General features: G+C 61.3%; 26 protein-coding genes. 13 read left to right on the forward strand and 13 right to left on the reverse strand.

Annotated features, from left to right (window positions below):
* Positions 1-187 precede the first annotated feature (187 nt).
* The 6 genes from adk (at position 188) to HRH33_RS07035 (ending at position 4,480) form a co-directional block, all read left to right on the forward strand.
* On the forward strand, positions 188-835 hold the full coding sequence (gene adk / locus HRH33_RS07010; protein WP_167416422.1) for an adenylate kinase: 648 nt from the start codon (positions 188-190) through the stop codon (positions 833-835).
* Positions 836-925: 90 nt separating this feature from the next.
* Complete coding sequence (gene tsaB, locus HRH33_RS07015; protein ID WP_167416423.1) at positions 926-1,612, forward strand: tRNA (adenosine(37)-N6)-threonylcarbamoyltransferase complex dimerization subunit type 1 TsaB; 687 nt, start codon at positions 926-928, stop codon at positions 1,610-1,612.
* Between the two features lie 149 nt (positions 1,613-1,761).
* Positions 1,762-2,064, forward strand: coding sequence for a hypothetical protein (locus tag HRH33_RS07020; protein WP_094064769.1), 303 nt, complete (start codon positions 1,762-1,764; stop codon positions 2,062-2,064).
* Positions 2,064-2,924: a DUF72 domain-containing protein gene (locus HRH33_RS07025; RefSeq protein ID WP_167416424.1), complete on the forward strand. Its 861-nt coding sequence runs from the start codon at positions 2,064-2,066 to the stop codon at positions 2,922-2,924. Before HRH33_RS07020 ends, HRH33_RS07025 begins: the two co-directional genes overlap by 1 nt.
* 26 nt (positions 2,925-2,950) lie before the next feature.
* Positions 2,951-3,778, forward strand: a complete 828-nt coding sequence (locus HRH33_RS07030) for an isocitrate lyase/PEP mutase family protein (protein ID WP_034137221.1) — start codon at positions 2,951-2,953, stop codon at positions 3,776-3,778.
* A 3-nt stretch (positions 3,779-3,781) separates the two neighbouring features.
* On the forward strand, positions 3,782-4,480 hold the full coding sequence (locus tag HRH33_RS07035; protein ID WP_094064766.1) for an extensin-like domain-containing protein: 699 nt from the start codon (positions 3,782-3,784) through the stop codon (positions 4,478-4,480).
* A gap of 3 nt (positions 4,481-4,483) precedes the next feature.
* On the opposite strand, the gene HRH33_RS07040 is transcribed toward HRH33_RS07035, so the two are convergent.
* The gene (locus HRH33_RS07040) at positions 4,484-5,104 is read right to left on the reverse strand and encodes an energy transducer TonB (protein WP_167416425.1); all 621 of its coding nucleotides are present in this window, start codon (positions 5,102-5,104) and stop codon (positions 4,484-4,486) included.
* A gap of 96 nt (positions 5,105-5,200) precedes the next feature.
* Here HRH33_RS07040 and HRH33_RS07045 point away from each other — a divergent pair, with 96 nt between their 5' ends.
* On the forward strand, positions 5,201-5,983 hold the full coding sequence (locus tag HRH33_RS07045) for a class I SAM-dependent methyltransferase (RefSeq protein WP_034096216.1): 783 nt from the start codon (positions 5,201-5,203) through the stop codon (positions 5,981-5,983).
* A gap of 6 nt (positions 5,984-5,989) precedes the next feature.
* Here the strand turns inward: HRH33_RS07045 and HRH33_RS07050 are convergent, their stop codons facing one another.
* Entirely contained in the window at positions 5,990-6,625 is a 636-nt protein-coding gene (locus HRH33_RS07050) for a TetR/AcrR family transcriptional regulator (protein WP_167416426.1), read from the reverse strand.
* A gap of 93 nt (positions 6,626-6,718) precedes the next feature.
* Between HRH33_RS07050 and HRH33_RS07055 the strand changes: the two genes are divergently transcribed.
* The 4 genes from HRH33_RS07055 to HRH33_RS07070 all read left to right on the forward strand — a co-directional run bounded on the left by HRH33_RS07055 (position 6,719) and on the right by HRH33_RS07070 (position 11,881).
* On the forward strand, positions 6,719-7,819 hold the full coding sequence (locus HRH33_RS07055) for an efflux RND transporter periplasmic adaptor subunit (RefSeq protein WP_094064763.1): 1,101 nt from the start codon (positions 6,719-6,721) through the stop codon (positions 7,817-7,819).
* A gap of 5 nt (positions 7,820-7,824) precedes the next feature.
* On the forward strand, positions 7,825-10,890 hold the full coding sequence (locus tag HRH33_RS07060) for an efflux RND transporter permease subunit (RefSeq protein ID WP_167416427.1): 3,066 nt from the start codon (positions 7,825-7,827) through the stop codon (positions 10,888-10,890).
* Positions 10,891-10,892: 2 nt separating this feature from the next.
* On the forward strand, positions 10,893-11,486 hold the full coding sequence (locus tag HRH33_RS07065) for a LysE family translocator (protein WP_167416428.1): 594 nt from the start codon (positions 10,893-10,895) through the stop codon (positions 11,484-11,486).
* A gap of 176 nt (positions 11,487-11,662) precedes the next feature.
* On the forward strand, positions 11,663-11,881 hold the full coding sequence (locus HRH33_RS07070) for a hypothetical protein (RefSeq protein ID WP_034137229.1): 219 nt from the start codon (positions 11,663-11,665) through the stop codon (positions 11,879-11,881).
* A gap of 125 nt (positions 11,882-12,006) precedes the next feature.
* Here the strand turns inward: HRH33_RS07070 and HRH33_RS07075 are convergent, their stop codons facing one another.
* Genes HRH33_RS07075 through plsB form a run of 3 tightly spaced genes read right to left on the reverse strand, consistent with a single transcriptional unit; the run spans position 12,007 to position 15,682 of the window.
* Entirely contained in the window at positions 12,007-12,696 is a 690-nt protein-coding gene (locus tag HRH33_RS07075; protein ID WP_034137230.1) for a DUF4197 domain-containing protein, read from the reverse strand.
* A 29-nt stretch (positions 12,697-12,725) separates the two neighbouring features.
* Positions 12,726-13,127 (reverse strand): YbaY family lipoprotein, encoded by a 402-nt coding sequence (locus tag HRH33_RS07080; protein WP_167416429.1) that lies wholly within the window; start codon positions 13,125-13,127, stop codon positions 12,726-12,728.
* Between the two features lie 50 nt (positions 13,128-13,177).
* A complete protein-coding gene (plsB, locus tag HRH33_RS07085) occupies positions 13,178-15,682 on the reverse strand; it encodes a glycerol-3-phosphate 1-O-acyltransferase PlsB (protein ID WP_034137232.1) in 2,505 nt (834 codons plus the stop codon).
* A gap of 183 nt (positions 15,683-15,865) precedes the next feature.
* On the opposite strand from plsB, the gene HRH33_RS07090 reads away from it, so the two are divergent.
* Complete coding sequence (locus HRH33_RS07090; protein WP_024073812.1) at positions 15,866-16,075, forward strand: cold-shock protein; 210 nt, start codon at positions 15,866-15,868, stop codon at positions 16,073-16,075.
* Between the two features lie 164 nt (positions 16,076-16,239).
* Here the strand turns inward: HRH33_RS07090 and HRH33_RS07095 are convergent, their stop codons facing one another.
* From HRH33_RS07095 to HRH33_RS07110, 4 genes are all read right to left on the reverse strand, one after another.
* Positions 16,240-16,617 (reverse strand): hypothetical protein, encoded by a 378-nt coding sequence (locus tag HRH33_RS07095; protein WP_034096226.1) that lies wholly within the window; start codon positions 16,615-16,617, stop codon positions 16,240-16,242.
* A 51-nt stretch (positions 16,618-16,668) separates the two neighbouring features.
* Entirely contained in the window at positions 16,669-17,478 is an 810-nt protein-coding gene (locus HRH33_RS07100; RefSeq protein WP_167416430.1) for a putative RNA methyltransferase, read from the reverse strand.
* Entirely contained in the window at positions 17,478-18,629 is a 1,152-nt protein-coding gene (gene dapE / locus HRH33_RS07105; RefSeq protein ID WP_034137234.1) for a succinyl-diaminopimelate desuccinylase, read from the reverse strand. Before dapE ends, HRH33_RS07100 begins: the two co-directional genes overlap by 1 nt.
* A 111-nt stretch (positions 18,630-18,740) precedes the next feature.
* Entirely contained in the window at positions 18,741-21,332 is a 2,592-nt protein-coding gene (locus tag HRH33_RS07110) for a glycosyltransferase (RefSeq protein WP_034096229.1), read from the reverse strand.
* A gap of 211 nt (positions 21,333-21,543) precedes the next feature.
* Between HRH33_RS07110 and tcdA the strand changes: the two genes are divergently transcribed.
* Positions 21,544-22,359, forward strand: coding sequence for a tRNA cyclic N6-threonylcarbamoyladenosine(37) synthase TcdA (gene tcdA, locus HRH33_RS07115; protein ID WP_167416431.1), 816 nt, complete (start codon positions 21,544-21,546; stop codon positions 22,357-22,359).
* A gap of 69 nt (positions 22,360-22,428) precedes the next feature.
* Here the strand turns inward: tcdA and HRH33_RS07120 are convergent, their stop codons facing one another.
* The 4 genes from HRH33_RS07120 to HRH33_RS07135 all read right to left on the reverse strand — a co-directional run bounded on the left by HRH33_RS07120 (position 22,429) and on the right by HRH33_RS07135 (position 25,489).
* The gene (locus HRH33_RS07120) at positions 22,429-22,842 is read right to left on the reverse strand and encodes a SufE family protein (protein WP_167416432.1); all 414 of its coding nucleotides are present in this window, start codon (positions 22,840-22,842) and stop codon (positions 22,429-22,431) included.
* Complete coding sequence (locus HRH33_RS07125; protein WP_034112161.1) at positions 22,839-24,044, reverse strand: aminotransferase class V-fold PLP-dependent enzyme; 1,206 nt, start codon at positions 24,042-24,044, stop codon at positions 22,839-22,841. The genes HRH33_RS07120 and HRH33_RS07125 overlap by 4 nt, the downstream gene beginning before the upstream one ends.
* Positions 24,045-24,113: 69 nt before the next feature.
* A complete protein-coding gene (gene dapD / locus HRH33_RS07130) occupies positions 24,114-25,148 on the reverse strand; it encodes a 2,3,4,5-tetrahydropyridine-2,6-dicarboxylate N-succinyltransferase (RefSeq protein WP_034096233.1) in 1,035 nt (344 codons plus the stop codon).
* A gap of 32 nt (positions 25,149-25,180) precedes the next feature.
* Positions 25,181-25,489, reverse strand: a complete 309-nt coding sequence (locus tag HRH33_RS07135; RefSeq protein WP_231980866.1) for an arsenate reductase — start codon at positions 25,487-25,489, stop codon at positions 25,181-25,183.
* Positions 25,490-25,582: the final 93 nt, after the last annotated feature.

Raw genomic sequence — 25,582 nt, forward strand, 5'->3', positions numbered from 1 at the left:
GAATACCCTACCTATGACGTATGCGCGGTGCGGGTTCTTCCGACTTTTGGCGGCTTGTGTGGTTAGGGCCTGCTGTGTATCTTGATCAGCCTTTGGCCGTTTGGGCGGCCCGAATCACATTTTTACGCGATTGGCCCCACGCGGCGAATCCGAGCGTCATCTCTATAAAAAATTGAGGAGCACATCGATGCGCGTCATTCTGCTGGGAGCTCCCGGGGCCGGTAAAGGTACTCAGGCAAAGTTCATCACTGAAAAATTCGGCATTCCACAAATCTCCACCGGTGACATGCTGCGCGCTGCGGTAAAAGCAGGCACCGAGCTGGGCATTAAGGCCAAGAGCATCATGGACGCCGGTGGCCTGGTTTCCGATGACCTGATCATTTCCCTGGTCAAGGACCGTATCGCGCAGCCTGACTGTGCCAACGGTTTCCTGTTCGACGGTTTCCCGCGCACCATTCCTCAGGCCGAAGCCTTGGTGACGGCTGGTGTCGAGCTGGATGCCGTGGTTGAAATCGCGGTGGAAGACGAAGAAATCGTCCAGCGTATCGCAGGCCGTCGCGTTCACGAGGCCTCGGGCCGCGTGTACCACACCGTCTACAACCCGCCGAAAGTTGAAGGCAAAGACGATGTCACCGGCGAAGACCTGGTACAGCGCAAGGACGACACCGAAGAAACCGTGCGTCATCGCCTGTCGGTCTACCATTCCCAGACCAAGCCGCTGGTGGATTTCTATCAGAAGCTGTCCGCTGCCAACGGCAAGCCGAAGTACAGCCATATCCCTGGCGTCGGTTCGGTGGAAGCCATCACCGCCAAAGTGATGCAAGCCCTGAGCTGATCACCTGATCGGCGTCTCACACAACGGCCCGCTTGCGGGCCGTTGTTGTTTATACTGGCGCACTTTTTTTCGACTTGGACACCCACACCGATGAGCACCCTGCTGGCCCTGGACACCGCAACCGAAGCTTGCTCCGTTGCCTTGCTGCACGATGGCAAAGTAACCAGCCACTACGAGGTGATCCCCCGCCTGCACGCGCAAAAACTGTTGCCGATGATCAAGCAACTGCTCGAAGATGCCGGCACCACGTTGGCGGCGGTGGACGCTATTGCTTTTGGTCGCGGCCCGGGTGCCTTTACCGGTGTGCGCATTGCTATCGGCGTGGTGCAAGGCCTGGCCTTTGCCCTGGAACGCCCGGTGTTGCCGGTCTCCAACCTTGCCGTCCTGGCCCAGCGCGCGTTGCGTGAGCAAGGCGCGTCGCAAGTAGCGGCCGCCATCGACGCGCGGATGGACGAAGTCTACTGGGGCTGTTACCGCGCGGTGGCCGGTGAAATGCGCCTGGTCGGCGTGGAGGCGGTGCAGCCGCCCGAAGCGTCGGCACTGCCGGAGGATGCCAGCGGCGATTGGTTCGGCGCGGGCACAGGTTGGGGTTATGGCGAGCGCATCGCGGTGAAACTGGCCGGCCAGGACGCTGCCATGTTGCCCCATGCCGAAGACCTGCTGACCCTGGCGCGTTTTGCCTTCGAGCGTGGAGAAGCGATCCCTGCCGATCAGGCCGCGCCGGTGTACCTGCGCGATAAAGTGGCGCAGACCAAAGCCGAACGCGGGCTGATTTGACGCCAAAGTGATGGCAACTTTCGCCAATCGTCAGAATTTGCCCCCGTTTTTAAACCTTTTTCAAATTATGTGTTCTAGTTATCACCAGAGCATTTGCGCGCAACGGAAGTCGCCACTAAAATGCCATCACTGATAGCGAGTTCGCATCGATGCGTATAGACGGATTTTCCTCACAGTCGTACCCCCTCAAACGTAAGCCGCGCAAGGCGAGCGTGACGGTAGACGATTCAGTCGAAGATTCGCCGGACTTCATCGAGGTCCATTCCGAGGCGGCGCCCGCTGCACAAGGTGCTGGTAATGCGCGCATAAGCGGCCTGCCCGCCCGTCAGCAAGACATGATCTTCCCCCGTTCCATGAGCAAAAGCGTCGCCACCGCCCTGGCCAGTTACCTGACCACCGCTGGCTTTGTCGAATGGGATATGGAAGTACTGGGCCTCGACGTTCACATCTGATGCATCTGCCTTACTACCTTGGTTGTCCGTCCTGGAGTGAAAACGCCTGGCGTGATTACCTGTACCCGGCCGATGCCCGCGCCAGCGATTACCTCGCCCTCTATTCCCAAGTCTTCAACGCCGTTGAAGGCAACACCACATTCTACGCTCGCCCCTCGGCCGCCACCGTGCAGCGCTGGGCTGAAATCATGCCCGCCGATTTTCGCTTCACCGCCAAATTCCCCGGGGATATCAGCCACGGGGGCGATTTGCGTGAGCAATTACCGGCGGCGGAAAGCTTTGTCGGCCTGATGAGCCCGTTGGGTGAACGTGTAGCTCCGTTGTGGCTGCAACTGTCGGCTGCGTTCTCGCCGCAGCGTCTGGCGGAACTGGCTGGGTTTATCGACGGCCTGGAGCGTCCGATGGCGGTGGAAGTGCGCCACCCGGAATTTTTCGCCAAGGGCGATGCCGAGCGCATGCTTAACCGCCTGTTGCGCGACCGGGGTGTCGAGCGTATTTGCCTGGACCCCCGTGCGCTGTTCAGTTGCACCTCGACGTCGCCGGCGGTGCTGCACGCCCAATCGAAAAAGCCCAAAGTGCCGCCGCGGCCGGCTGCGCTGACTCAGTTTCCGCAGGTGCGCTTCATTGGCCATCCGGAGCTGGAGGCCAACGACCCGTTTCTGGTGCCTTGGATTGAAAAAGTCGCCGGCTGGATCGAAGAGGGCCGTACTCCCTACGTGTTTCTGCACACCTCGGACAATCGCCTCGCCGCCCAATTGGCCATGCGCTTTCATACCCAACTGATGGCACGCTTGCCCGGCCTCGCACCATTGCCCACGTTGGATCGCGAGCCAGAAGTGGAGCAACTGGGGTTACTCTAGGGCTCCTTTCCCGCCAGGAGCTTGCCATGGATGCTCAAACCCTTCGCGCCGAAACCTTCAAGCGCCTGCATGAACGCGACCGCGCGTTCGTGATGCCCAACCCGTGGGACGCCGGTTCCGCCGTGATGCTTGCCAGCCTGGGGTTCGAAGCCTTGGCCACCACCAGCGCGGGTTATGCCTTCAGCCTTGGTCGGCCGGATGCGGAGGGCGCGCTGTCTCTGGACGACACCTTGCTCAACGCGCATCAGATCGCCCAAGCCACGACACTGCCGGTGGCGGCCGACCTGGAAAACGGCTTCAGCGACAGCCCGGATGGCTGCGCCCAGACCATCCTGCGTGCGGCGGCCACGGGGATTGTCGGCGGTTCCATCGAAGACGCCACCGGACACTCTGGTGATCCCATTTATGCCTTCGACCTGTCTGTGGAGCGAGTACATGCGGCGGTAGTCGCGGCCCGCAGTTTGCCGTTTGCGTTCACGCTCACCGCCCGCGCGGAAAACCTCCTGCATGGTCGTCTGGATCTGCCCGACACCCTCCGCCGTCTGCAGGCTTACGCCGAGGCTGGTGCCGATGTGCTTTACGCGCCGGGCCTGCGCACCGCCGATGAGGTGTTGGCGGTGGTCAAGGCGGTCGCGCCCAAACCGGTGAATGTGTTGATGTCCGGTGCGCTGAAACTCAGCGTCGCGCAATTGAGCGCCATGGGCGTCAAGCGCATCAGTGTGGGTTCGGCGATGGCGTTGGCGGCCTATGGCGAGTTCTATCGCGCGGCCCAGGAGGTCTATGAGTTGGGCACCTTTACCTTTACCGAGCGCTCCATGCCCTTCAGCAAGGCCAATCAGTTTTTCAAGGTCTGACCCATGCGGTTTATCAAGGTGATGGGCGTGCTGCTGATGCTGGGCGGCGCGGTGGTGGTCGGTGTATGGCGCGGCTGGGTGCCGTTGGCGCCGGAATGGAATCCATGGGCGCCGCTGGATGTGCGGGCCAGCCCAAACCTGTTGACGCGTTTTAAGCTGGGACGTCTGCAGGGCGACCCGGCGCTGTGCGACCAGGTGCTGAAGACTTCAGGCTTGCGCGTGAGCCATCAAGCTGATTCATCCGCCGATGTCGCCTGCCCGTTGCGCAACACCTTGCGCGTTCAGGGTGCAGAGGTGGGGTTGAGCAGCAGCTTTCTTGCCAGCTGCCCGCTGGCCGTGGCGTTTGCGCTGTTCGAGCGCCATAGCCTGCAACCGGCGGCGCAGACTGTGTTTGGCCAGGCGGTGACGCGGGTCGATCATCTGGGCAGTTTTGCCTGTCGCACGATGTATAACCGTGCCAACGGGCAACTGAGTCAGCACGCCTCGGCCAATGCGTTGGATATCGCCGGTTTTCGCTTGGCCGATGGGCGCAGTATCAGCGTGCTCAAGGATTGGCCAGGGGAGGGCGCCAATGCGCGGTTCCTGCGCCAGGTGCGCGACAGTGCCTGTGATGATTTCAACGTGGTGTTAAGCCCGGACTACAACGCCGCGCACCGCAATCACTTCCACTTCGATATGGGGCGCTGGTGGGTGTGTCGCTGAGGGTCAGGCGGCCAGGCGCAGGTTGTGGGTGATCAATGGGCGCGCCCAGTAGTAGTCGAAGTCCAGGGCTTTCTGCTGCTCCGCCAACGCTTCTTCGGAGTAAGGCGTAGGCGGCGGTGGCAACAGGTCCAGTTCGAACTCGGCGATTGGCAAGCGCAGTGCGCGCGGTTCTGGCGCGGGGCCTGGCTCCGGCAATGGCTGCCCGGCGGCCAGTACGATTGGGCGTACCCAACCGCTTTCGAAATTCTGCTGACGTTGCTGGGCGACGATTTCCTCTTCAGGAAACGGCGTCGCAGCCGGTGGCAGCAGCTCGGTTTCAAATTCGGCGATGGGCAGGAACAGCGGTTCTGGCGGGGCGATTTCGGTGTCTTTAACGTCGCACTCACGCTGGGTGAGGATCTGCGACAACAGGTCTGCGCCTGCGCTGGGTTCTACCGCCGGGTCCAGCGGTGCCGTCGCCTGGGCTGCCGGCGCGTCCGGCGTTTCGCCGAGCTGCTCGGCCAATGCCCGGGCGAAGAAGTCCTGCCACACATGACTCACACCGGCCAGCGCTTGAGTGTTGCGCAAGCCGTAGTGGTTGTGGGTCGGCAGTACACCGATGGTTAGGGGGAGAATGTCTGACATTTTCTTCGGTCGACGCTCAGCTCTGGCAAAATACCTGACTGTTGGTTTTATCGGCCGGTGTTGGCCGATCCTTAATATTTTTGAGCGTAGCGATTGATGAGCGAACAACCAGCGGCCAGCCGCATCCGGGTCGAGGCCATGGCCGATGCTTTCCAGGCCCGTGCCGAGCAGTGGGCTGCCCAACTTGGCTTGCCGTTAGTGCTGGCGGATGCGGATTTTTCCTTGCAGGTCGGCGAACATGGCTTGCAGTTGCAGCAACTGGGGGCGGACGCACCGGGGCCGGTGCGCGTGGACTTCGTCGAAGGCGGCGCGGCGCATCGGCGTTTATACGGCGGTGGCAGTGGGCAGATGATCGCCAAGGCCGTGGGCATCGCCCAAGGCGTACGCCCACGAGTGCTGGACGCCACGGCCGGCCTGGGCAAGGACGCTTTTGTGCTGGCGAGCCTGGGTTGCAACATGAGCCTGATCGAACGCCAGCCGCTGATTGGCGCTTTGCTCGAAGACGGCCTGGCGCGCGGCGCGGATGATTTCGAAGTGGCGCCGATCGTGGCACGCATGCAACTGCTCAAGGGCAACTCCATCGAGGTGATGCGCAACTGGGAGGGCGAGCCCCCTCAGGTGATCTACCTCGACCCTATGTTCCCTCATCGTGAGAAAACCGCCCTGGTAAAGAAGGAAATGCGCCTGTTCCGCCCGCTGGTGGGCGATGACCCGGACGCACCGGCCTTGCTCGCCGCAGCGCTGGCCCTGGCCAGTCACCGTGTTGTGGTCAAGCGCCCGCGCAAGGCGCCGTGTATCGACGGGCCCAAGCCGAGCCATGCGCTGGATGGCAAGTCCAGCCGCTACGACATTTACCCCAAGAAAGCGCTCAAGCCCTGATAACCGCTATGGCTTGTAGGCCCGCATAAACAACCCCACCACATCCTGCACATGGGCTTCGGCGGCTTCCTCACTCAACTGGCCGCCGCAGCCATACAGCAGGCAGAAGTTCGCCGTGCCTTTGAGCAGGCAGAAGAAATGCTCGGCTGCCTTGAACGGTTTATCGATGCTCAGGGCGCCGCTCTGGTCAATGGTGTTGAGCAGACGTTCCATGCCTTGCAACATGCGCATGGGCCCGGCTTCGAAGAAAATCTGCGAGAGTTTCACGTCCTGATTGCCGGTGGTCATCATCAGCCGATGCAGGTTCACCGACTCTTCGCTGTTGATCAGCCGATGAAAACCACGGGCGATGGTCAACAGGACCGTTTCCACCGGCACACCCGCGGGCATCTCGAAATACATCACCGGCAATTGTTCCTCGCATTTGGCCACGACGGCGGCGGTGAACAGGGTTTCTTTGTCGGTGAAGTGGTTGTAGACCGTGAGTTTCGACACGCCAGCCTCCAAGGCCACCGCGTCCATGCTGGTGCTGGCGTAACCATTGCTCAAAAACAGAAACTTGGCTGCTTCGAGGATTGCCTGGCGTTTTGCCATGTCCTTGGGACGCCCGGGGCTATTGGTGTTCAGAGGATTGTCGGACATTTTCACCTTTAATACTGGACTGGTGAGTTTGGTATTAATAACATACCGGCAAGTATAATTATTCCTAGCATCATTTGCGAAAGGTCCTTCAGCATGCGCAGCACTTTCCTGCCCTTTGCGTTGCCTGCGTGTCTGGTCCTCCTATTGGCCGCCTGCGGCCATGAAGAAGCGCCCCAGACCACCATCCGCCCGGCCATGGTGGTGCAGCCACAGCCTTCTGCGCAGACGACGGACAGCTACCCCGGAGAAGTGCGTGCACGCTACGAGCCGGACCTGGCTTTTCGCATTGGCGGCAAAGTCAGTAAGCGCTGGGTGGAGGAGGGCGAGCGGGTCAAGGCCAATCAGGCGTTGGCCGAACTCGACCCTCAGGACGTGCGCCTGCAACTGGACGCTGCCCGCGCTCAGGTCGCCGCCGCCCAGGCCAACTTGAGCCTGGTGCGTGCCGAGCGTGATCGCTACAAAACTTTGCTGGATCGTCAGATGGTCAGCCGGTCCCAGTACGACAATTCCGAAAATCTCTACCGTTCGGGCGAAGCCCGCCTCAAGCAAATCAAAGCCGAGTTCGATGTGGCCAGTAACCAGGCGGCCTATGCGGTGTTGCGCGCGCCGCAGGATGGCGTGGTGGCCAAGCGTGCGGTGGAAGTCGGGCAAGTGGTGTCCGCCGGGCAAACGGTGTTCACCCTGGCCACCGATGGCGAACGTGAAGTGCTGATCAGCCTGCCCGAACAAGGCTTTGCTCGCTTCAAGATCGGTCAGCCGGTGTCTGTGGAGCTGTGGAGCCAGCCGGATCAACGCTTCGCTGGGCGCATTCGCGAGTTGTCCCCTGCTGCCGACCCCAAGTCGCGTACTTTTGCTGCGCGCGTTGCGTTTACCGGCGGCAAAGTCCCGGCCGAACTCGGCCAGAGCGCTCGCGTATTCATACAGGCCGACGGCAGTAATCCGCTGTCCGTGCCGTTGTCTGCCATCAGCGCGGAGAACGGTGAGTCCTACGTCTGGCGCGTGCAGCCGGACAACACCCTCAAGCGCACACAGGTGCGTATCGGCGCGTTCGGCGATAAAACCGTGCCGGTGCTGGAGGGCTTGAGCGCCGATGATTGGGTTATTGCAGCCGGTGTGCATGTGCTCCACGAGGGCCAGCAAGTGCGCCCGGTGGATCGCGCCAACCGCGTGGTGAATCTGGCGGCCAAGGAGTAGTCCCGATGGGTTTCAATCTTTCCGAATGGGCGCTACGCAATCGCCAGATCGTGCTGTTCCTGATGATCCTGCTGGCAGTGGTGGGCACGTTGTCCTACACCAAGCTGGGGCAGAGCGAGGATCCGCCCTTCACCTTCAAGGCCATGGTGATCAAGACCAACTGGCCTGGCGCCACCGCTCAGGAAGTCTCGCGGCAAGTCACCGAGCGCATTGAGAAAAAACTCATGGAGACCGGTGACTACGAGCGAATCGTTTCATTCTCGCGGCCGGGCGAGTCCCAGGTGACCTTCGTCGCCCGCGATGCCATGCGCTCGGCGCAGATACCCGAACTGTGGTACCAGGTGCGCAAGAAAATCAGCGACATCCGCCAGACCCTGCCACCGGATATCCAAGGACCGTTTTTCAACGACGAGTTCGGCACCACCTTCGGCAATATCTACGCCCTGACCGGCGATGGTTTCGACTACGCCGTGCTCAAGGACTACGCCGACCGCATCCAGATCCAACTGCAACGCGTAGCGGATGTGGGTAAGGTCGAACTGCTTGGCCTGCAGGACGAGAAGATCTGGATCGAGCTGTCCAACCTCAAACTCGCCACCCTGGGTTTACCCTTGACCGCTGTGCAACAGGCGTTGCAGGAACAGAACGCGGTGACTACCGCCGGGTTCTTTGAAACGCCAAGCGAGCGCGTGCAGTTGCGGGTGTCGGGCAACTTCAAGACGGTGGACGAAATCCGCAGTTTTCCCATTCGCGTGGGGGATCGCACTTTCCGTATCGGCGATGTGGCTGATATTCGCCGTGGCTTCAACGATCCACCGGCGCCGCGTATGCGCTACATGGGCGAAGACGCCATCGGCCTGGCCGTGGCCATGCGCGAGGGCGGCGATATCCTGGTGTTGGGCAAGGCGCTTGAGGGTGAATTCGCGCGTCTTCAGAAGAACCTTCCGGCGGGCATGCAGTTGCGCAAAGTGTCGGATCAGCCTGCAGCGGTCAAAACTGGGGTCGGCGAATTCGTCCAGGTGCTGGCCGAAGCGTTGGCCATCGTGTTGCTGGTGAGCTTTTTCTCCCTGGGACTGCGCACCGGCATGGTGGTAGCGCTGGCGATTCCGCTGGTGCTGGCGATGACGTTCGCCACCATGTATTACCTCGGCATCGGCTTGCACAAGATTTCCCTCGGCGCCCTGGTACTGGCCCTCGGGCTGCTGGTCGATGACGCCATCATCGCTGTGGAAATGATGGCGATCAAAATGGAGCAAGGCTACGACCGGCTCAAGGCCGCCAGTTTTGCCTGGACCAGCACCGCGTTTCCGATGCTCACCGGGACGCTGATCACTGCGGCCGGTTTCCTGCCCATCGCGACGGCCCAATCGAGCACTGGCGAATACACTCGCTCGATATTCCAAGTGGTGACCATCGCGCTGCTCGCGTCCTGGGTGGCCGCCGTGGTGTTCGTGCCCTACCTGGGGGAAAAACTCCTGCCGGACCTGGCGAAGATTCATGCCGCCAAACACGGCCATGATGGCCCCGATCCCTACGGCACACCCTTCTACCAGCGTGTAAGGCGGTTGGTGGCGTGGTGTGTGAATCGGCGCAAAACCGTGATAGTGCTGACGTTGTTGCTGTTTATCGGTTCGGTGGCGTTGTTTCGGTTCGTGCCGCAACAATTTTTCCCGGCGTCTGGTCGCCTGGAGCTGATGGTCGATTTGAAATTGGCCGAGGGCGCGTCCCTGAGCAACACCGCCGAGCAGGTCAAACGCCTGGAGGCGCTGCTCAAAGAGCATGCCGGCATCGACAACTATGTGGCTTATATCGGCACCGGCTCGCCGCGCTTCTACTTGCCTTTGGATCAGCAGTTACCGGCCACCAGCTTCGCCCAGTTCGTGGTGTTGGCTAAGACCATCGAGGAGCGCGAAACCCTGCGCACCTGGCTGATCGAAACCCTCAACGAGCAATTCCCTGACCTGCGCTCGCGTGTCACACGCTTGGAGAACGGCCCGCCCGTGGGTTACCCGGTGCAGTTTCGCGTGACGGGGGAGCATATCGAAGAGGTGCGTGCCCTGGCCCGCAAAGTCGCCGCGAAGGTCCGCGAAAATACTCATGTGGTTAACGTGCACCTGGACTGGGAGGAACCGAGCAAAATCGTCTACCTCAATATCGATCAGGACCGCGCCCGGGCGTTGGGCGTCAGCACCGCCAACCTGTCGAAATTCCTCCAGAGTTCCCTGACCGGCTCCAGCGTCAGCCAGTACCGGGAGGATAACGAGTTGATCGAAATCCTCCTACGCGGCACCCGGCATGAACGCACCGAACTGACGTTGCTCCCCAGCCTGGCGGTGCCCACCGACAATGGCAAAAGCGTCGCGCTGTCGCAGATCGCCACGCTTGAGTACGGCTTCGAAGAGGGCGTGATCTGGCATCGCAACCGCCTCCCCACGGTGACCGTCCGCGCCGATATCTACGGCAAGGAACAACCGGCGACCCTGGTGCAGCAGATTTTTCCGACCCTCGCGCAAGTGCGCGCCGAATTGCCGGACGGTTACCTGCTGGAGGTCGGCGGCACCGTCGAAGACTCCGCACGCGGCCAGAACTCGGTGAAGGCCGGTGTGCCGCTGTTCATCGTGGTGGTGTTGACGTTGCTGATGCTGCAATTGCGCAGTTTCTCACGCACCGCGATGGTGTTTCTGACGGCGCCGCTGGGCCTGATCGGTGTGACGCTGTTTCTGTTGGTGTTCCGTCAGCCCTTCGGGTTTGTGGCGATGCTCGGCACTATCGCATTGTCCGGGATGATCATGCGTAACTCGGTGATCCTGGTGGATCAGATCGAGCAAGACATCAAGGCGGGGCTGGCGCCGTGGCAGGCGATCATCGAGGCCACGGTCCGACGCTTCCGGCCGATAGTGCTGACGGCGCTGGCAGCGGTGCTGGCGATGATCCCGCTGTCGCGTAGCGTGTTCTTCGGGCCGATGGCAGTGGCGATCATGGGCGGGTTGATTGTCGCCACGGCATTGACCCTATTGTTCCTGCCGGCCCTGTATGCTGCGTGGTTCCGAGTGAGGAAGGACGTTGCGTAATCATGTTGGCCACTGTTTCAGCCTTGACGTTGTTGTTGCTTGCCCCTGGGCCGACTAATACGCTGTTGCTGCGCGCCGGCGTGTTATTCGGCCTGCGGGCGTCGTGGAAGCTGGCCTTTATCGAGTGTCTGGCGTACTTGCTGCAAGTATCGGTGTGGGGCGTGGCGCTGCTCTACCTGGCCGCTTACTCCCCTTGGGCCGTCAAGTTGATCCAATTGGCAGCGAGTACGTACTTGCTCTGGGTGTCTTGGCGCTTATGGCGCGGCGCTAAAGCCTTGGACGGCGTGGGCCGGGACCGCTTCACCAGTAGCTATTTTTTCTGGATGACGGTGATGAACCCCAAAGGGTTGTTGATCGCTTCGTTGATCGCACCACCGGACACATTTACCCATTGGACCGGCTATCTCGCCTTCATGTGCACGATGGTATTAGTCGTGGTTCCGATCGGGTCGGCCTGGATTGTATTTGGCGCCGGTGTCGTCGGGCGTGGGCGGCACTTGTTGAGCCCGCGTGTCATCAACAGGAGCGCCGCGCTGGCCATTGGTTTTTTTGCCACGGTGCTGCTTGGGCGTCTGGTTACTTCGATTCTCCCTTGATGACCTCAGTGCGCCCATCGCCGGTGCAGCAGGGCATTACATGGTCTGTTAGAGCAAACGGTTAAAGATGGAACCATTCAGCTCCTCGAACCACGCAAGGTTACCCGCTCAGACGACGTTAACGCATAGCTGGCAGGTTTCGGGCGTTGGTTTCAATTGAATTGGAAGGAGAGAAAATGTTTTTACCTTTATTGACGTTACCGCTGCAATTCTTAGGTTCGATGATGGGCTCTGGCATGGGGGGTGGGGCAAACTTGCGTCATAACCCACCTATCAACATCAATATCGAAAACAACAACAGCAACCTAAATAACAACCTGAATAACCTGCTGAACAATAACCCCACCTCGATCAACATCTCGACGGTCCCGGCCAGGCCCTGGATACCTTATTAATGTATCCCTTTCAGCATTGGTACATGAAGGGCGAATGCTTGGCCCCTGTCGCCGTTGCATGAAACAAAAAGCCCTGAATTCGTCAGGGCTTTTTTGTAGTCATCGAGACGGTCTTGGCTAGTGCGTTAAAGTGCGCCGAACACTTTCTTCGCTAAACTTGTGGCCGCCGCCGCAGGGTTTTTGCGGATCGTCTCTTCCTGCTGCGCAATCATCTTGAACAAACCGTCCAGCGCTTGTTCGGTCACGTAGTTCTCGACATTAGCGCTCTTGGCATCCACGGCGCCGAAGGCGGCGGCTTTGCCTGCCAGGGCGTTGTACTGCTGGGCTACGCCGACCTTGTCGGTAGCGGCCTTGACGATCGGCAGGAACTTGGCGCGAATGGCTTCGCGACTGCTTTTGTCCAGGTACTGAGTGGCCGAATCCTGGCCGCCGCTGAGGATGCCCTTGGCGTCGGTCACGCTCATGTTTTTCACAGCGTTTACCAGAATCGGCTGGGCTTGGGTCACGGCCGTTTCAGCCGCTTTGTTCATGCTGGTTTCCAGTTGGGTGACTTGATCACCCATGCCGAACATCTTCAGCTTGTCCGCGACTTTGCCCAACTTGCCCGGCAGGCCGATCTTGACCTCCGGGTTGTTGCTGAAACCGCCGGGTACGCCCAGTTGTTTCACAGCGATCTGGGCACCTTGGGTCAGTGCATCCTTGAGTCCGCCAGTGGCGTCGCCCTGGGACAGGCTGCCCAGGTCCAGGGCCATAGCGTTGGCGCCGAGCAGCAGGCCGGCACACAGGGCAGTGAAGCGAAGGGATTTACGGAGCATGGGCGCTTCCTTATGTTCGATGTTCGAAATCAGGGGGCTACGGCGTTGACGCGCACGCGCAGCGGCTGGGCGTCCTGGCCGTCGAGCCGCACGGTGTGGCGATCAGTGGTGGTGAACAGTAGCTTGCCCTCCAGCTCGATGCGAGCACTCACCGCGTAACTGTGGCCGGGCTTGACCTGTGCCGGGTCGTAGCTCAGGTGGAACGGCAGGGGCACCTGGCCTTTGACCGGGCCTTTCTGTTCGGCCAGAACCACGGCGGGAGCGTCCGCCAGTGACACGTCTTGCAGGCTCACGCTCAACGTGGCCGCCGGCGGTAGGGCGATGCGTTGCAGGTAGAACACTTCGCCGTCGAGGCTGGCCTTGGGCGCGGGACTCATGGATTGGCAGGCTCCGAGCAGGGCGGTGAGGCCCAGGAGGATGATCTTTTTCATGGTGCAGCTCCTTTTCAACTGGGCCGGAGGCTCTCCGGCCCTTATTCAATCTAGCGGCTTTCCTGCGGTTCCACCGGCGCATCACCCGCACCGTCCACACGGTGCAAGGCCACCTGGCGGATCGACAGGCGAATCTCGGCCGGTAACACGCGCTTGGCCGCGCCTTCGGCCAGTTCACCGAGCAGGTCGTGGTAGCTCAATTTGCCGGCCTCATCGCGGCGCAGCACATCTTGCTCCAGCAACGTCTGAATAAAATGTCGGAAAAGACTCTTATCGAAGAACTCCGGGGCATTGAGCCCGTGCAGGATCGACAGGCGCTGGGCCATGATCGTGCACAGGTCTTCCAGCTCTTCGGCGCTGATGCTGTTCTGGCCGCTGTTGAGCAACAGCGAGATCGCCATATAGAAGCGTTGCAGGGTCTGGGCGATGCTCTTGGACAGCAGCGTCAGCAACACAAAGTGTCGCGAGCTGGGGGCCGGGCGCAGGTACACATCTTTCTCGAAGCGCAACAGGCCCTGTTCGACGAACGCCTCCAGCCACTGGTCGATCACGTTGTCCAGATCGTCCAGGGACCAGCGGATAAACAGTTCCGATTGCAGGTACGGGTACAGCGCGTGGGTATAGCGCAGGATCTGTTCGCGGCTCATGCGCGAGCTGCTCTGGAAGAAGCTCGCCAGCAGCGCCGGCAGGGCGAAGATGTGAAGTACGTTGTTGCGGTAGTAGGTCATCAGAACGGCGTTCTGTTCGTCCAGGTACAAAATCTTGCCCAGGGCGTCGCTCTGTTCCGACAGCAGCTTCATATCTTTGACGTGCTGAATCAACGCCATGCCATCGCCTTCCGGCACCGTGGTATGGGGCGAGTACGGCACGCGACGCAATAGCGTCAGGTACAAGTCCAACTGACGGGCCATGGCCTGTTCATCCAGGGCCAGGCGCGTGGTGGACAGCAGTGCCAGGGCCACCAGATTCACCGGGTTCACGGCGGCGGCTTCGTTCAAGTGGCGAGCCACTTGTTCGCCCAGGCGATGGGTGGTTTCGTTGAGCCACGCCGGCTTGTAGTTCGGGCCCAGATCCTGGGCGCGCCAGTCCGGTTGCTCGGCGTCGAGGAATTCCGCCAGCTTGATCGGCTCGCCGAAGTTCACCGCGACCTGGCCGAAGCGCTGCTTGAGGGCGCCGACCACTTTGAAAATATCGAAGATCGACTCTTTCTTCTTGCTCGCCCCGCGCAGTTCGCCGAGGTAGGTGCGGCCTTCCAGCACGCGCTCATAACCGATGTACACCGGCACGAACACGATCGGCATACGCGAAGAGCGCAGGAAACTGCGCAAGGTGATCGCCAGCATCCCGGTCTTGGGCTGCAGCATGCGCCCGGTGCGCGAGCGTCCGCCTTCGACGAAGTACTCCACCGGGAAACCCTTGGTGAACAGCGTATGCAGGTACTCGTTGAACACAGCGGTGTACAGCGGGTTGCCCTTGAAGGTGCGGCGCATAAAAAATGCACCGCCACGGCGCAGCAGGCTACCGATTACTGGCATGTTCAGGTTGATACCGGCGGCGATATGCGGCGGCGTCAGACCGTTCTTGAACAGTAGGTAGGACAACAGCAGGTAGTCGATATGGCTTCTGTGGCACGGAACGTAGATCACCTCGTAACCCTGGGCAACCTGTTGCACACCTTCGATGTTATTGACCTTGATGCCGTCGTAGATCTTGTTCCAGAACCAGCTCAGCACCACTTCCAGGAAGCGGATCGCGGTGTAGGTGTAGTCCGAGGCGATTTCGTTGCCGTAGCGCAGGGCCTGGGCCTTGGCTTTTTCCGGGCTGATTTTTTCGCGTTCGGCTTCGTCGGCGATGGCCTGGCGCACCAGCGGCATGTTGACCAGGCCCTTCACCAAGTTGCGGCGGTGGGACAGGTCGGGGCCGATCACCGCGGTCTTCAGGTTACGAAAGTGCACACGCAGGATGCGCTGGGCCATGCGCACGGTGCGTTCGTGGCCTTTATTGTGCTCGATCAATTCACGCAGGTTGATAGGCGCGGAGAATTGCACGCGAGTCTTGCGTCCCAGGATCAGGATGCTCAACAGCCGACGCAGACGCCCGGTGACCGCCCAACTGTCGGCGAACAGCAGCTTCCAAGGGCTGGACTCGCTCTCGGGGGACTGGCCCCAGAACACGCTGACCGGAATGATTTGTGCATTCTCTTCAGCGTGCTCGCTGAGGGTGTTGACCAGGCGGGTCAGGGTTGGCGGCGCACCGCGCTTGTCCTGGCGGCCGAGCCAGTCCGGTTCCGGCGTAAGGTAGAAGAACGCCGCCGGCTCCATCAGCGGGCCTACCGACACCGGCAACACCGGGCGCGGCAGGCCGGCCTTGGTGCACTCGGCGTCGACCACGGCCAGCTCGGTGAGGGAGGGTGATTGCAGGACGTAGAACACCGGCCGGCTGCGGTCCAGGTTGAGGGTTAGGGACGACTGGTTGATCGTCTCCGAGCGAACCCAGAGGTACAACAGTCGGCGCAAGGTGCCGAACACCAGACGGCGGAACGGGGAGCGGGTCATAGGCGAGCTGCTTCATGTGGGAAAAAACCGAGCAGGCGCTCGGGCGGGTAGTGTGCCGTATTCGCCGAAAATCGGCAAAAAAGCAGCGATGTAAACTTGAGTTGAACGCTTTTGAGCCTGCCATATACTCGGCAGTTCAACGCGTACCGGCTCAATAATAAAAACCGAAGTGGGAGTAAACAGATGGCAACGCGCGAAACCGGCAATGTGAAGTGGTTCAACGATGCAAAGGGCTATGGCTTCATTCAGCGTGAGGACGGCAAGGATGTGTTCGTGCACTACCGCGCCATCCGCGGTGAAGGCCACCGCTCCCTGGCCGAGGGCCAGCAGGTGGAATACGCCGTGGTGAGCGGCGAGAAGGGCTTGCAGGCCGAGGATGTGGTCGGCCTATAGGCTGAGTGGCAGGTTTAAGCGGCAAGCCTCAAGCGGCAAGCGGCAAGCTACAAGCGGCAAGCGGCAAGCTTCAAGCGCTTTGGCTTTGGCTTTGGCTTTGGCTTGCAGCTTGCAGCTTGCAGCTTGCAGCTTGCCGCTTGCAGCTTGCCGCTTGAAGCTGCTTTTCAACCCGTCCTCCAAGTAATCTGCTCTTCGCCGTCTGCGCTGATGCGAATCCAGATGTCGGCACTTTCTTCACCTTCTTCCTCGACCCACGTGCCCGGCGCGCAGCGCACTTCAACGTTCAGCGCGGCAAACGCGGCGCGGGCGCAGGCGATGTCGTCGTCCCATGGGGTCTGGTCGCTTTCCAGGTACAGGCTGTTCCACTTGCCAACGGCCTTGGGCAGCCAGGTGACAGGCACGTTGCCGGCCTTGCACTTGTAGGTCTGGCCTTTCTGGACCCAGTCGCTGCATGGCCCCAGGGCCGCGCCCAGCCAGGCGGCGATGGCTTTGTGGTCGACGTCGGCGTCCTTCAGGTAAATCTCGATATCGGGTTGGCGCATGGATGTTCCTCGTTGCGGGATTCGAAAATCCATTCGCGAAAATAAAGTCGGTTATTGAAGCACGAAATAATCGTAGCGCATCGACACCGTGACCTTCAGCGGCTCGGCCGCCTCGATCACTTCGGCGCGGCGCTCGGCACTGGCCCGCCAGCCATGGGGTGTCATGGCCAGCAGGTTGGCGCGGTCCTTGGGATCGGCCAGGCTCAGTGTGAATTCCAGGATCTCGCTGTGCGCCAGGCTCATGCCCGACGGCACCAGGGCCAGGTGCTTGTCGTCGGTGTATTCGCGCACTTCGTCGTACAGACGTTCACGCAGCTCCATCAGGTGACCACTGGTAGGGCCGACCTTCATCAAGCCGCCGCCAGGGCTGAGCAGGCGTTTGGCTTCCTGCCAGTCCAGCGGGCTGAATACGCTCGCCAGGAACTGGCAACTGGCGTCGGCCAACGGCACGCGGGCCATGCTGGCGATCAACCAGGTCAGCGCCGGGTTGCGCTTGCACGCACGTTTGACCGCTTCCTTGGAGATATCCAGCGCGTAGCCGTCGGCATGGGGCAGCGCCTCGGCGATTTGCGCGGTGTAGTAGCCCTCGCCACAGCCGATGTCCACCCAGCGCTGTGGCGCACGTTCTGCGGCCAGTTCGGCCAGGCGCTTGGCCACCGGGGCGTAGTTCCCGGCGTTGAGGAAGTCGCGACGCGCCTCGACCATGGCCAGGTTGTCACCCGGGTCACGGCTGTTCTTGTGCTGTACCGGCAACAGGTTCAGGTAACCCTGGCGCGCCCGGTCGAAACGGTGCCCGGCCGGGCACGCCACGCCATTGTCCACCGCGTTGAGCGGGGCACTGCAAAGGGGGCAGGCGAGCATCAGGCGAGCAACTTGATCAGGGTCTGATAATAGATTTCGGTCAGCACATCGAGGTCGCTGGCCAGGATGCGCTCATTGACCTGGTGGATGGTCGCGTTGACCGGCCCCAGCTCGACCACTTGGGTGCCGAGGGTCGCAATGAAGCGGCCATCGGAAGTGCCGCCGCTGGTGGACGCCTGGGTCTCGCGACCGGTGACCGCCTTGATGCTGGCCGATACGGCATCGAGCAGGGCACCCGGTTCGGTCAGGAACGGCAGGCCGGACAGCGCCCAGTCCACGTGCCAGTCCAGGCCGTGCTTGTCGAGAATCTGCGCAACGCGTTGCTGCAGACCCTCCACGGTGGACTCGGTGGAGAAACGGAAATTGAACACCGCCGTCAGCTCGCCGGGAATCACGTTGGTGGCGCCGGTGCCGGAATTGAGGTTGGAAATCTGGAAACTGGTAGGCGGGAAAAACGCGTTGCCGTCGTCCCAATGCTCGGCGGCCAGTTCGGCCAGGGCCGGTGCGGCCAGGTGGATCGGGTTCTTCGCCAGGTGCGGGTAGGCCACGTGGCCTTGCACGCCGCGTACGGTCAGGGTCGCGCCGAGGGAGCCGCGGCGGCCGTTTTTGACCACATCGCCGACCAGCGTGGTGCTCGACGGCTCGCCGACGATGCACCAGTCCAGGCGCTCCTTGCGCGCTGCCAGGCGTTCGATCACGGCTTTAGTACCGTGGTGTGCCGGGCCTTCTTCATCGCTGGTGATCAGGAACGCCACCGAGCCCTTGTGGTCCGGGTAGTCGGCGACGAAGCGCTCCGACGCTACCAACATCGCCGCCAGGCTGCCTTTCATGTCGGCTGCGCCACGCCCGCAGAGCATGCCGTTTTCGTCGATCAAGGCGTCGAACGGGTCGTTCTGCCAGGCCTGCACCGGGCCGGTCGGGACCACGTCGGTATGGCCGGCGAAGCACAGCACCGGGCCTTCATGCTTACCGTGGGTGGCCCAGAAATTGTCCACGTCTTCGATGCGCATCGGCTCAAGTTTGAAGCCGGCGTCGCCCAGGCGCTGCATCATCAGCTTCTGGCAATCGGCGTCGATCGGCGTCACCGAGGGGCGGCGGATCAGGTCGATGGCAAGTTGAAGGGTGGGCGAAAGGTCGGCATGGGCCGTCATGGGAAAACTCCGGAAAGCATGTTTGGAAGAGCAGGGCGGGCAGACAAAACGGCCGTTATCTTATAGCAAAACGGCGGCCAGAGGCCGCCGTTTAGTGCATTGCGCAAGTTTTTACGCGGCCGGTGCGGGCTGTGGCGCCGGGGCCGGTTTCGGCAGCGACGACAAGAACGCCATGATCAGCGCCGCCACGTACGGCAGGGACTGCACCAGCAACATCACCACCCAGAAGCGCATGTCATTGCTCGGCAGGCCCTGCACCAGGTAGATCCCCAGCGCAGCGCCCCATAACAACAGCATGATGAACATTTCTTCGCGGGCTTCGGAAATCGCGACCCAGAAGCCGTGGTTATCCGCGTTTTTCGGTGTACGAAAGAACGGAATGCTGGTGGTGAAGAAACCATACAGCACCGCCTTGGCGATGGTGTGGGACAACGCCAGCCCGGCCAGGGCCGCGCAGAACGCGTCCTTGAGGTTCACGCCCACCGCACGGCGGTACAGGAAAATGATCTTGCCCACCTTGAACACGAACAGCGCCAACGGCGGAATAGCAAAAATCAGCAACGGTGGGTCGACCCGGGTCGGTACGATGATCATCGCCGCCGACCACAACAGCGCGCCGACCGTAAAGAAGATGTTCATGCCGTCCGCCACCCAAGGCAACCAGCCCGCCAGGAAGTGATAGCGCTGGCCACGGGTCAGTTCGGTGTCCTTGCCGCGCAGCAGGCTGGCGGTGTGACGCTTGATGATCTGAATCGCGCCGTAAGCCCAGCGGAAGCGCTGCTTCTTGAAGTCGATAAAGGTATCCGGCATCAGACCTTTGCCGTAGCTGTCGTGGTAATACGCCGCCGACAGACCTTTCTCGAATACCCGTAGGCCCAGTTCGGCGTCTTCACAGATGCACCAGTCGGCCCAGCCCAGTTCTTCGAGCACCGAGCGGCGGGTCATGGTCATGGTGCCGTGCTGGATAATCGCGTCGCGGTCGTTGCGGGTCACCATGCCGATATGGAAGAAGCCTTTGTATTCCGCATAGCAGAGCTTCTTGAAGGTGCTTTCGTTCTGATCGCGATAATCCTGCGGCGACTGCACCACGGCGATTTTCGGGTCGGCGAAATGCGGCACCATGTGCTTGAGCCAGTTGGGCGAGACGCAGTAGTCCGAGTCGATCACGGCGATCACTTCGGCGTCTTTGGCGGTGTGCGGAATCAGGTAGTTCAACGCACCGCCCTTGAAACCGGCCAGGGGCGCGACGTGGAAGAACTTGAAACGCGGCCCGAGGGTGGCGCAATAGTCGCGCACCGGTTCCCACACGGCCGGGTCCTTGGTGTTGTTGTCGATGATCAGGACTTCGTAGTCCGGGTAATCGAGCGCGGCCAGGGCGTCGAGGGTCTGTTTGACCATCTCCGGCGGCTCGTTGTAGCACGGCACATGGATCGATACTTTTGGGCGGTAGTCCGAATCGCCGACTACCGGCAGGAATTCACGCCGACGCTTGTGGGTCCATACCGCTTCGGCCAGTTCGTGGGCTTCGGTCAACAACACGATGAACACGCCAAGGGCGCCGAGCGCCAGCAAAAAGCCCACGGTCAGACTGAACCAGGTGCTGTATTGCTGGCTGTAGTCGTAGCCGATCCATACCAGCACCGAACCGCATAGGAACGCAATAAAGGTCAGGAACGTGCGGCCGCGCTGGCGCAGGGCCGAGCCGTCGATCATCAGCAGGGTCAGGGACAGCAGCGCCAACACCACCGAACCGATGGCCAGCACGCGCCATTGCGGAATCGCCACCACCGGCCCTTCGAAGTTGAATTTCTGCTGGCGCGCGGCGTTGAACACGCCCCAATACGCACCGACCGAGCCTTCGTCGCTGGCCTTCCACGGCTGATCGAACGCCTCGATCACGAAGTAGTTGTAGCCTTGGCGGTTGAGCTTGTTCACCAGCGTGCGCAGGTAAATGGCCTGGTCGGCCGGGGACGCGTCAGCCCCTCCGCGCATGCGCCCGTTGCTTGGCCAGCCGACTTCCGACAGCAGCAGCGGCTTTTTCGGGAAGGTCTTCTTCAGATCCTTGGCGCGGTCGAGTACGAATTGGCCGGCCTTATCCACCGGAATATGTTCCCAATACGGCAGGATGTGCGCGGCGATCAGGTCGACGTGCTTGGCCAGTTGTGGATTGTGTTCCCAGATGTGCCATTGCTCGGAGGTGGTTACCGGTACTTTGACGGCGGCGCGCACACGGTCCAGCAGCACGATCAGCGCCTCGGGCGTGATTTCCTCGCGGAACAACGCTTCGTTGCCCACCACCACGCGCACGACGCTGCGCGAGTTGTTGGCGATCTCGATGGCGCGCTGGATTTCGCGTTCGTTACGCTCCAGATCCGGGCTGATCCAGATCCCCAGGGTCACCCGCAGGCCGAATTCTTCCGCCAGTTTGGGGATATCCCCCAGGGTGCCGTCGACCGAGTAGGTGCGGATGTTGTCCGTCAGCTTGCTCATGATCGCCAAGTCTTGACGCATCTGTTCGTCGGTGGGGTATTGGTCTTTCTGGGGGTACTGGCCTTGTTGGAACGGCGAGTAGGAAAAACCGGAGATTTGTTCAGGCCAGTTGGGGGCTGAGACCGGGCGGTTGATCAGCGCCCAGAAACCGGTGAACAGCGCGGCAATTGCCAGCACCACCACCAGGTTGAGTCCAAATTTACGCGATGCCATGGTTATGCGGGTTCCAAAGGGTGTGGAACGAAATGAGGTGCCGGGCTGCGCCGAACGGCGCGCATCCTACACCGGCCTTTCCCTGACCGTACAGCAAGCCGAGAAAAACCGGACATTGGGCAGCGAAAGTACATCTAAGTTCTTAACTTGTAGCTTGTAGCTTAAAACTTGTCGCTGCGTAGCCCTATAATGCGCGCCGGTTTTTGGGGTAATGGTCATGAGTACAGAAGATCCGCGGTTTGCAGGCGTTGCCCGTTTGTATGGCATTGAGGGCTTGGAACGCTTGAAAGCGGCCCATGTGGCGATCGTCGGTGTTGGCGGCGTGGGCTCGTGGGCGGCCGAAGCCATGGCCCGCTGCGGGGTGGGCGAAATTTCGCTGTTTGACCTGGACGACGTCTGCGTCAGCAACAGCAATCGCCAGTTGCACGCCTTGGACAGCACCGTGGGCAAGCCCAAGGTCGAGGTCATGGCCGAACGCCTGCGCGGCATTAACCCGGACTGCACCGTGCACGCAGTGACGGACTTCGTCACCCGCGACACCATGGCCGAGTACATCACGCCCAACATCGATTGCGTGATCGACTGCATCGACGCCGTCAACGCCAAGGCCGCGCTGATTGCCTGGTGCAAGCGTCGCAAGATCCAGATCATCACCACTGGCGGCGCCGGCGGGCAGATCGACCCGACGCTGATCCAAGTCTGCGACTTGAACCGCACCTTCAACGACCCGCTGGCCTCCAAAGTCCGCTCCACGCTGCGCCGCGATTATGGGTTCTCCCGCACCGTGACTCGCCATTACAGCGTGCCGTGCGTGTTTTCCACTGAGCAACTGCGCTATCCCAAACCAGACGGCAGCATCTGTTTGCAGAAGAGTTTTGTCGGCGATGGCGTGAAGCTGGACTGCGCCGGAGGATTTGGCGCGGTGATGATGGTCACGGCCACCTTCGGCATGGTGGCCGCGACCAAAGCGGTGGACAAAATTGTGGCGGGAGTGCGCAGGCCTTCGGAGCGGGTCAAACCCACCTGAATCTCACGGCCTTGCACAAATCAAAATGTGGGAGGGGCAAGCCCAATCGTCGCACCGGCCCTCCCACATTTAGTTCTGTGTCTGGCTTAGTGTTCGCATGCGCTGCAGGACTGCATTCAAGCCATTGCTGCGCGACGGCGACAGTTGGCGGGAAAGCCCGAGTTGATTGAACCAGTCGGGCAAGTCGACCCCCTGCAACTCAGCAGTCGATAACCCGTTGACTCGCGCCAGCAGCAGTGCCACCAACCCACGAATCATTCGTGCATCGCTGCTGGCGGCAAACTGCCAATGACCGTTCTCCAAACGGCCAACCAACCACACCAGGCTTTCACAGCCCTGCACCAGATTGGCGTCGACCTTATCTTCATCCGCCAAGGCCGGCAGCCTCTCGCCCCACTGCATCAGCATGCGCGCGCGTTGCTCCCAGCTGCCGACGGCTTGAAACGCTTCGAGCGCCTCTACGGCATCAACGGGCAGAGTCATCGCAGCATATCCAGCGCTTGGTCCAGGGCCTCGAAAAAGCGCTCCAGATCGTCGGAATCGTTGTACAGCGCCAGGGACACACGGATCGCCCCCGACAAGTGCATCGCCTTGAGCAACGGCATTGCGCAGTGATGGCCGGCGCGTACGGCAATTCCTTGCTCGGTGAGCAAGTGCGCGAGGTCGGCGTTATGGATGCCGTCGACCACAAAGCTGACCAGCGCAACCTGCGGCGAACCCAGCACGCGCACGCCGTTGCGGGCCTTCAAGCCGCGCAGCAGGTAATCATGCAGAGCGGCTTCGTGGGCGAGAACCGCCTGTGGGTCCAGTGAACTGAGGTAGTCCAGGGTCGCGCCCAAGCCGATCACTCCCGCGATCGGCGGCGTTCCCGCTTCGAAACCCAGGGGCGCTGGGCGGAAGCTGGCGCTGTGATAGTCCGCGTGCTGCACCATCTCGCCGCCCAATTGCCAGTGGCGCAAGTGATGCAGGGCGTCGTTGCGGCCAAACAACACGCCAACGCCGTCGGGGCCGTACAGTTTGTGGCTGGAGAAGGCATAGAAATCACAGCCCAGTGCCTGCACATCATGCCGACCATGGACGATGCCCTGGGCTCCATCCACCACGGTCAGGGCGCCATGGGTCCGGGCCATCGCCAGCAAGGTTTCCAGCGGTTGCCAGGCCCCCAGCACATTGGATAACTGGCTCACCGCCAGCAGGCGCGTGCGGGGGCCGATCAGTCCGACAGCGGCTTCAACATCGATCACGCCGTCGGCATTGAGCGGCAATACCACCAACTCCAAGCCGCGACGTTTGGCCAGTTGCTGCCACGGCAGCAGATTGGCGTGGTGTTCCAAGGCGCTGATGACGATCTCATCGCCCGTTGTGAATAAGTGCTCAAGGCCATAGGCCAAGAGGTTCAGCGCAGACGTCGCGCCATGGGTAAACACTATTTGCCCGCTATCACCTGCGTTCAACCACTGTGCAACCTTGCTGCGGCTGTCTTCGAAAGCCTGGGTCGCATGTGCGCCGGGCAAGTGTTGGGCGCGGTGCACATTGGCTGCGCCATTGGCGTAGTAATGGCTGATCGCATCCAGCAGCGCCTGGGGTTTTTGAGTGGTGGCGGCGTTGTCCAGATAGGTCTGGTCCTGCCGTTGCAGGGTGGCGATGGCCGGAAAGTCGGCGCGCCAGGGGGAGGGCACAAGCATGATGATCAAGACTCGTATAAGCGGGCCGCACCGCGAAGGCGCGGCCCACTAGTGGCATCGAGTGGCTGCTTAGTTGTGAGCGTGCAGCGCTTCGTTCAGTTCGATGGCCGATTTGTGGGTTTTGCACTCCACGGCACCGGTCTCGGAGTTGCGACGGAACAGCAGGTCCGGTTGGCCGGCCAGCTCGCGCGCCTTGACCACTTTGACCAGTTGGTTCTGCTCATCGAGCAGCGCGACTTTGGTCCCGGCGGTCACGTACAGGCCCGACTCCACGGTATTGCGGTCGCCCAATGGGATACCGATACCGGCGTTGGCGCCGATCAGGCAGCCTTCGCCGACCTTGATCACAATGTTGCCGCCGCCCGACAGGGTGCCCATGGTGGAGCAACCGCCGCCCAGGTCCGAGCCCTTGCCGACGAATACGCCGGCCGACACGCGGCCTTCGATCATGCCCGGGCCTTCGGTGCCGGCGTTGAAGTTGACGAAGCCTTCGTGCATCACGGTGGTGCCTTCGCCCACGTAGGCGCCCAGGCGCAGGCGCGCGGCGTCAGCGATACGCACACCGGCCGGCACCACGTAGTCGGTCATTTTCGGGAACTTGTCCACCGAGAACACTTCCAGCAGCTCGCCACGCAGGCGCGCTTCCAGTTGGCGCTCGGCCAACTCGCTGATGTCGATCGCGCCCTGGCTGGTCCAGGCCACGTTCGGCAGTTGCGGGAACACGCCGGCCAGGCTCAGGCCGTGGGGCTTGACCAGGCGATGGGACAACAGGTGCAACTTGAGGTAGGCCTCAGGCGTGGAGGTCAGTGCGGCGTCTTCGGCCAGCAGGGTGGCAACCAGCGGCGTGTGGCTTTCGGCCAGACGGCTGAGCAGCGCGGCCTGGGTCGCGTCGACGCCCTTGAGTGCGTCCGCCAGTTGCAGGGCCTGGGTGACGGTGAAGGTGATGGCTTGGTTGCCTTCGCTGTAACCGAGGATCGGTGCGATGGCCGCGACGATTTCAGCCGACGGGTTGAGCAAGGGGTGTGCGTAGAACACTTCCAGCCAAGCGCCTTGGCGGTTCTGAGTGCCGACGCCGAAGCCCAGGCTGAATAGGGAATGGGACATGCTGTTACCTCTACAAAAATAAAAGGGCTGGCCTACTTGAGGGCCGCCGAATAAATGTCTGGCTTGAAGCCAATCAGGGTTCTGTCTCCGAGATCCAGCACCGGGCGCTTGATCATCGAGGGTTGCGCGAGCATCAATTCAATGGCTTTCGACTGATCGAGATCGGCTTTGCGTTCGTCTTCGAGTTTGCGAAAGGTGGTGCCCGCGCGGTTCAACACCACTTGCCAACCGTGCTCGTTGCACCATTGGGTCAAGTGCTCACGGTCGATACCGGCCGTTTTGTAGTCATGGAACTCATAATTCACGGCGTGCTCATCGAGCCAGGTACGTGCCTTTTTCATGGTGTCGCAGGCTTTGATACCGAAAAGGTGCAACGTTTTGCTTGAAGCGGTCAAGGAATTGCCCCCCTCTGATCCGATGGAGTGTGCTGATGA

This window comes from Pseudomonas rhodesiae, assembly GCF_013285305.1.
Classification (GTDB): domain Bacteria; phylum Pseudomonadota; class Gammaproteobacteria; order Pseudomonadales; family Pseudomonadaceae; genus Aquipseudomonas; species Aquipseudomonas rhodesiae.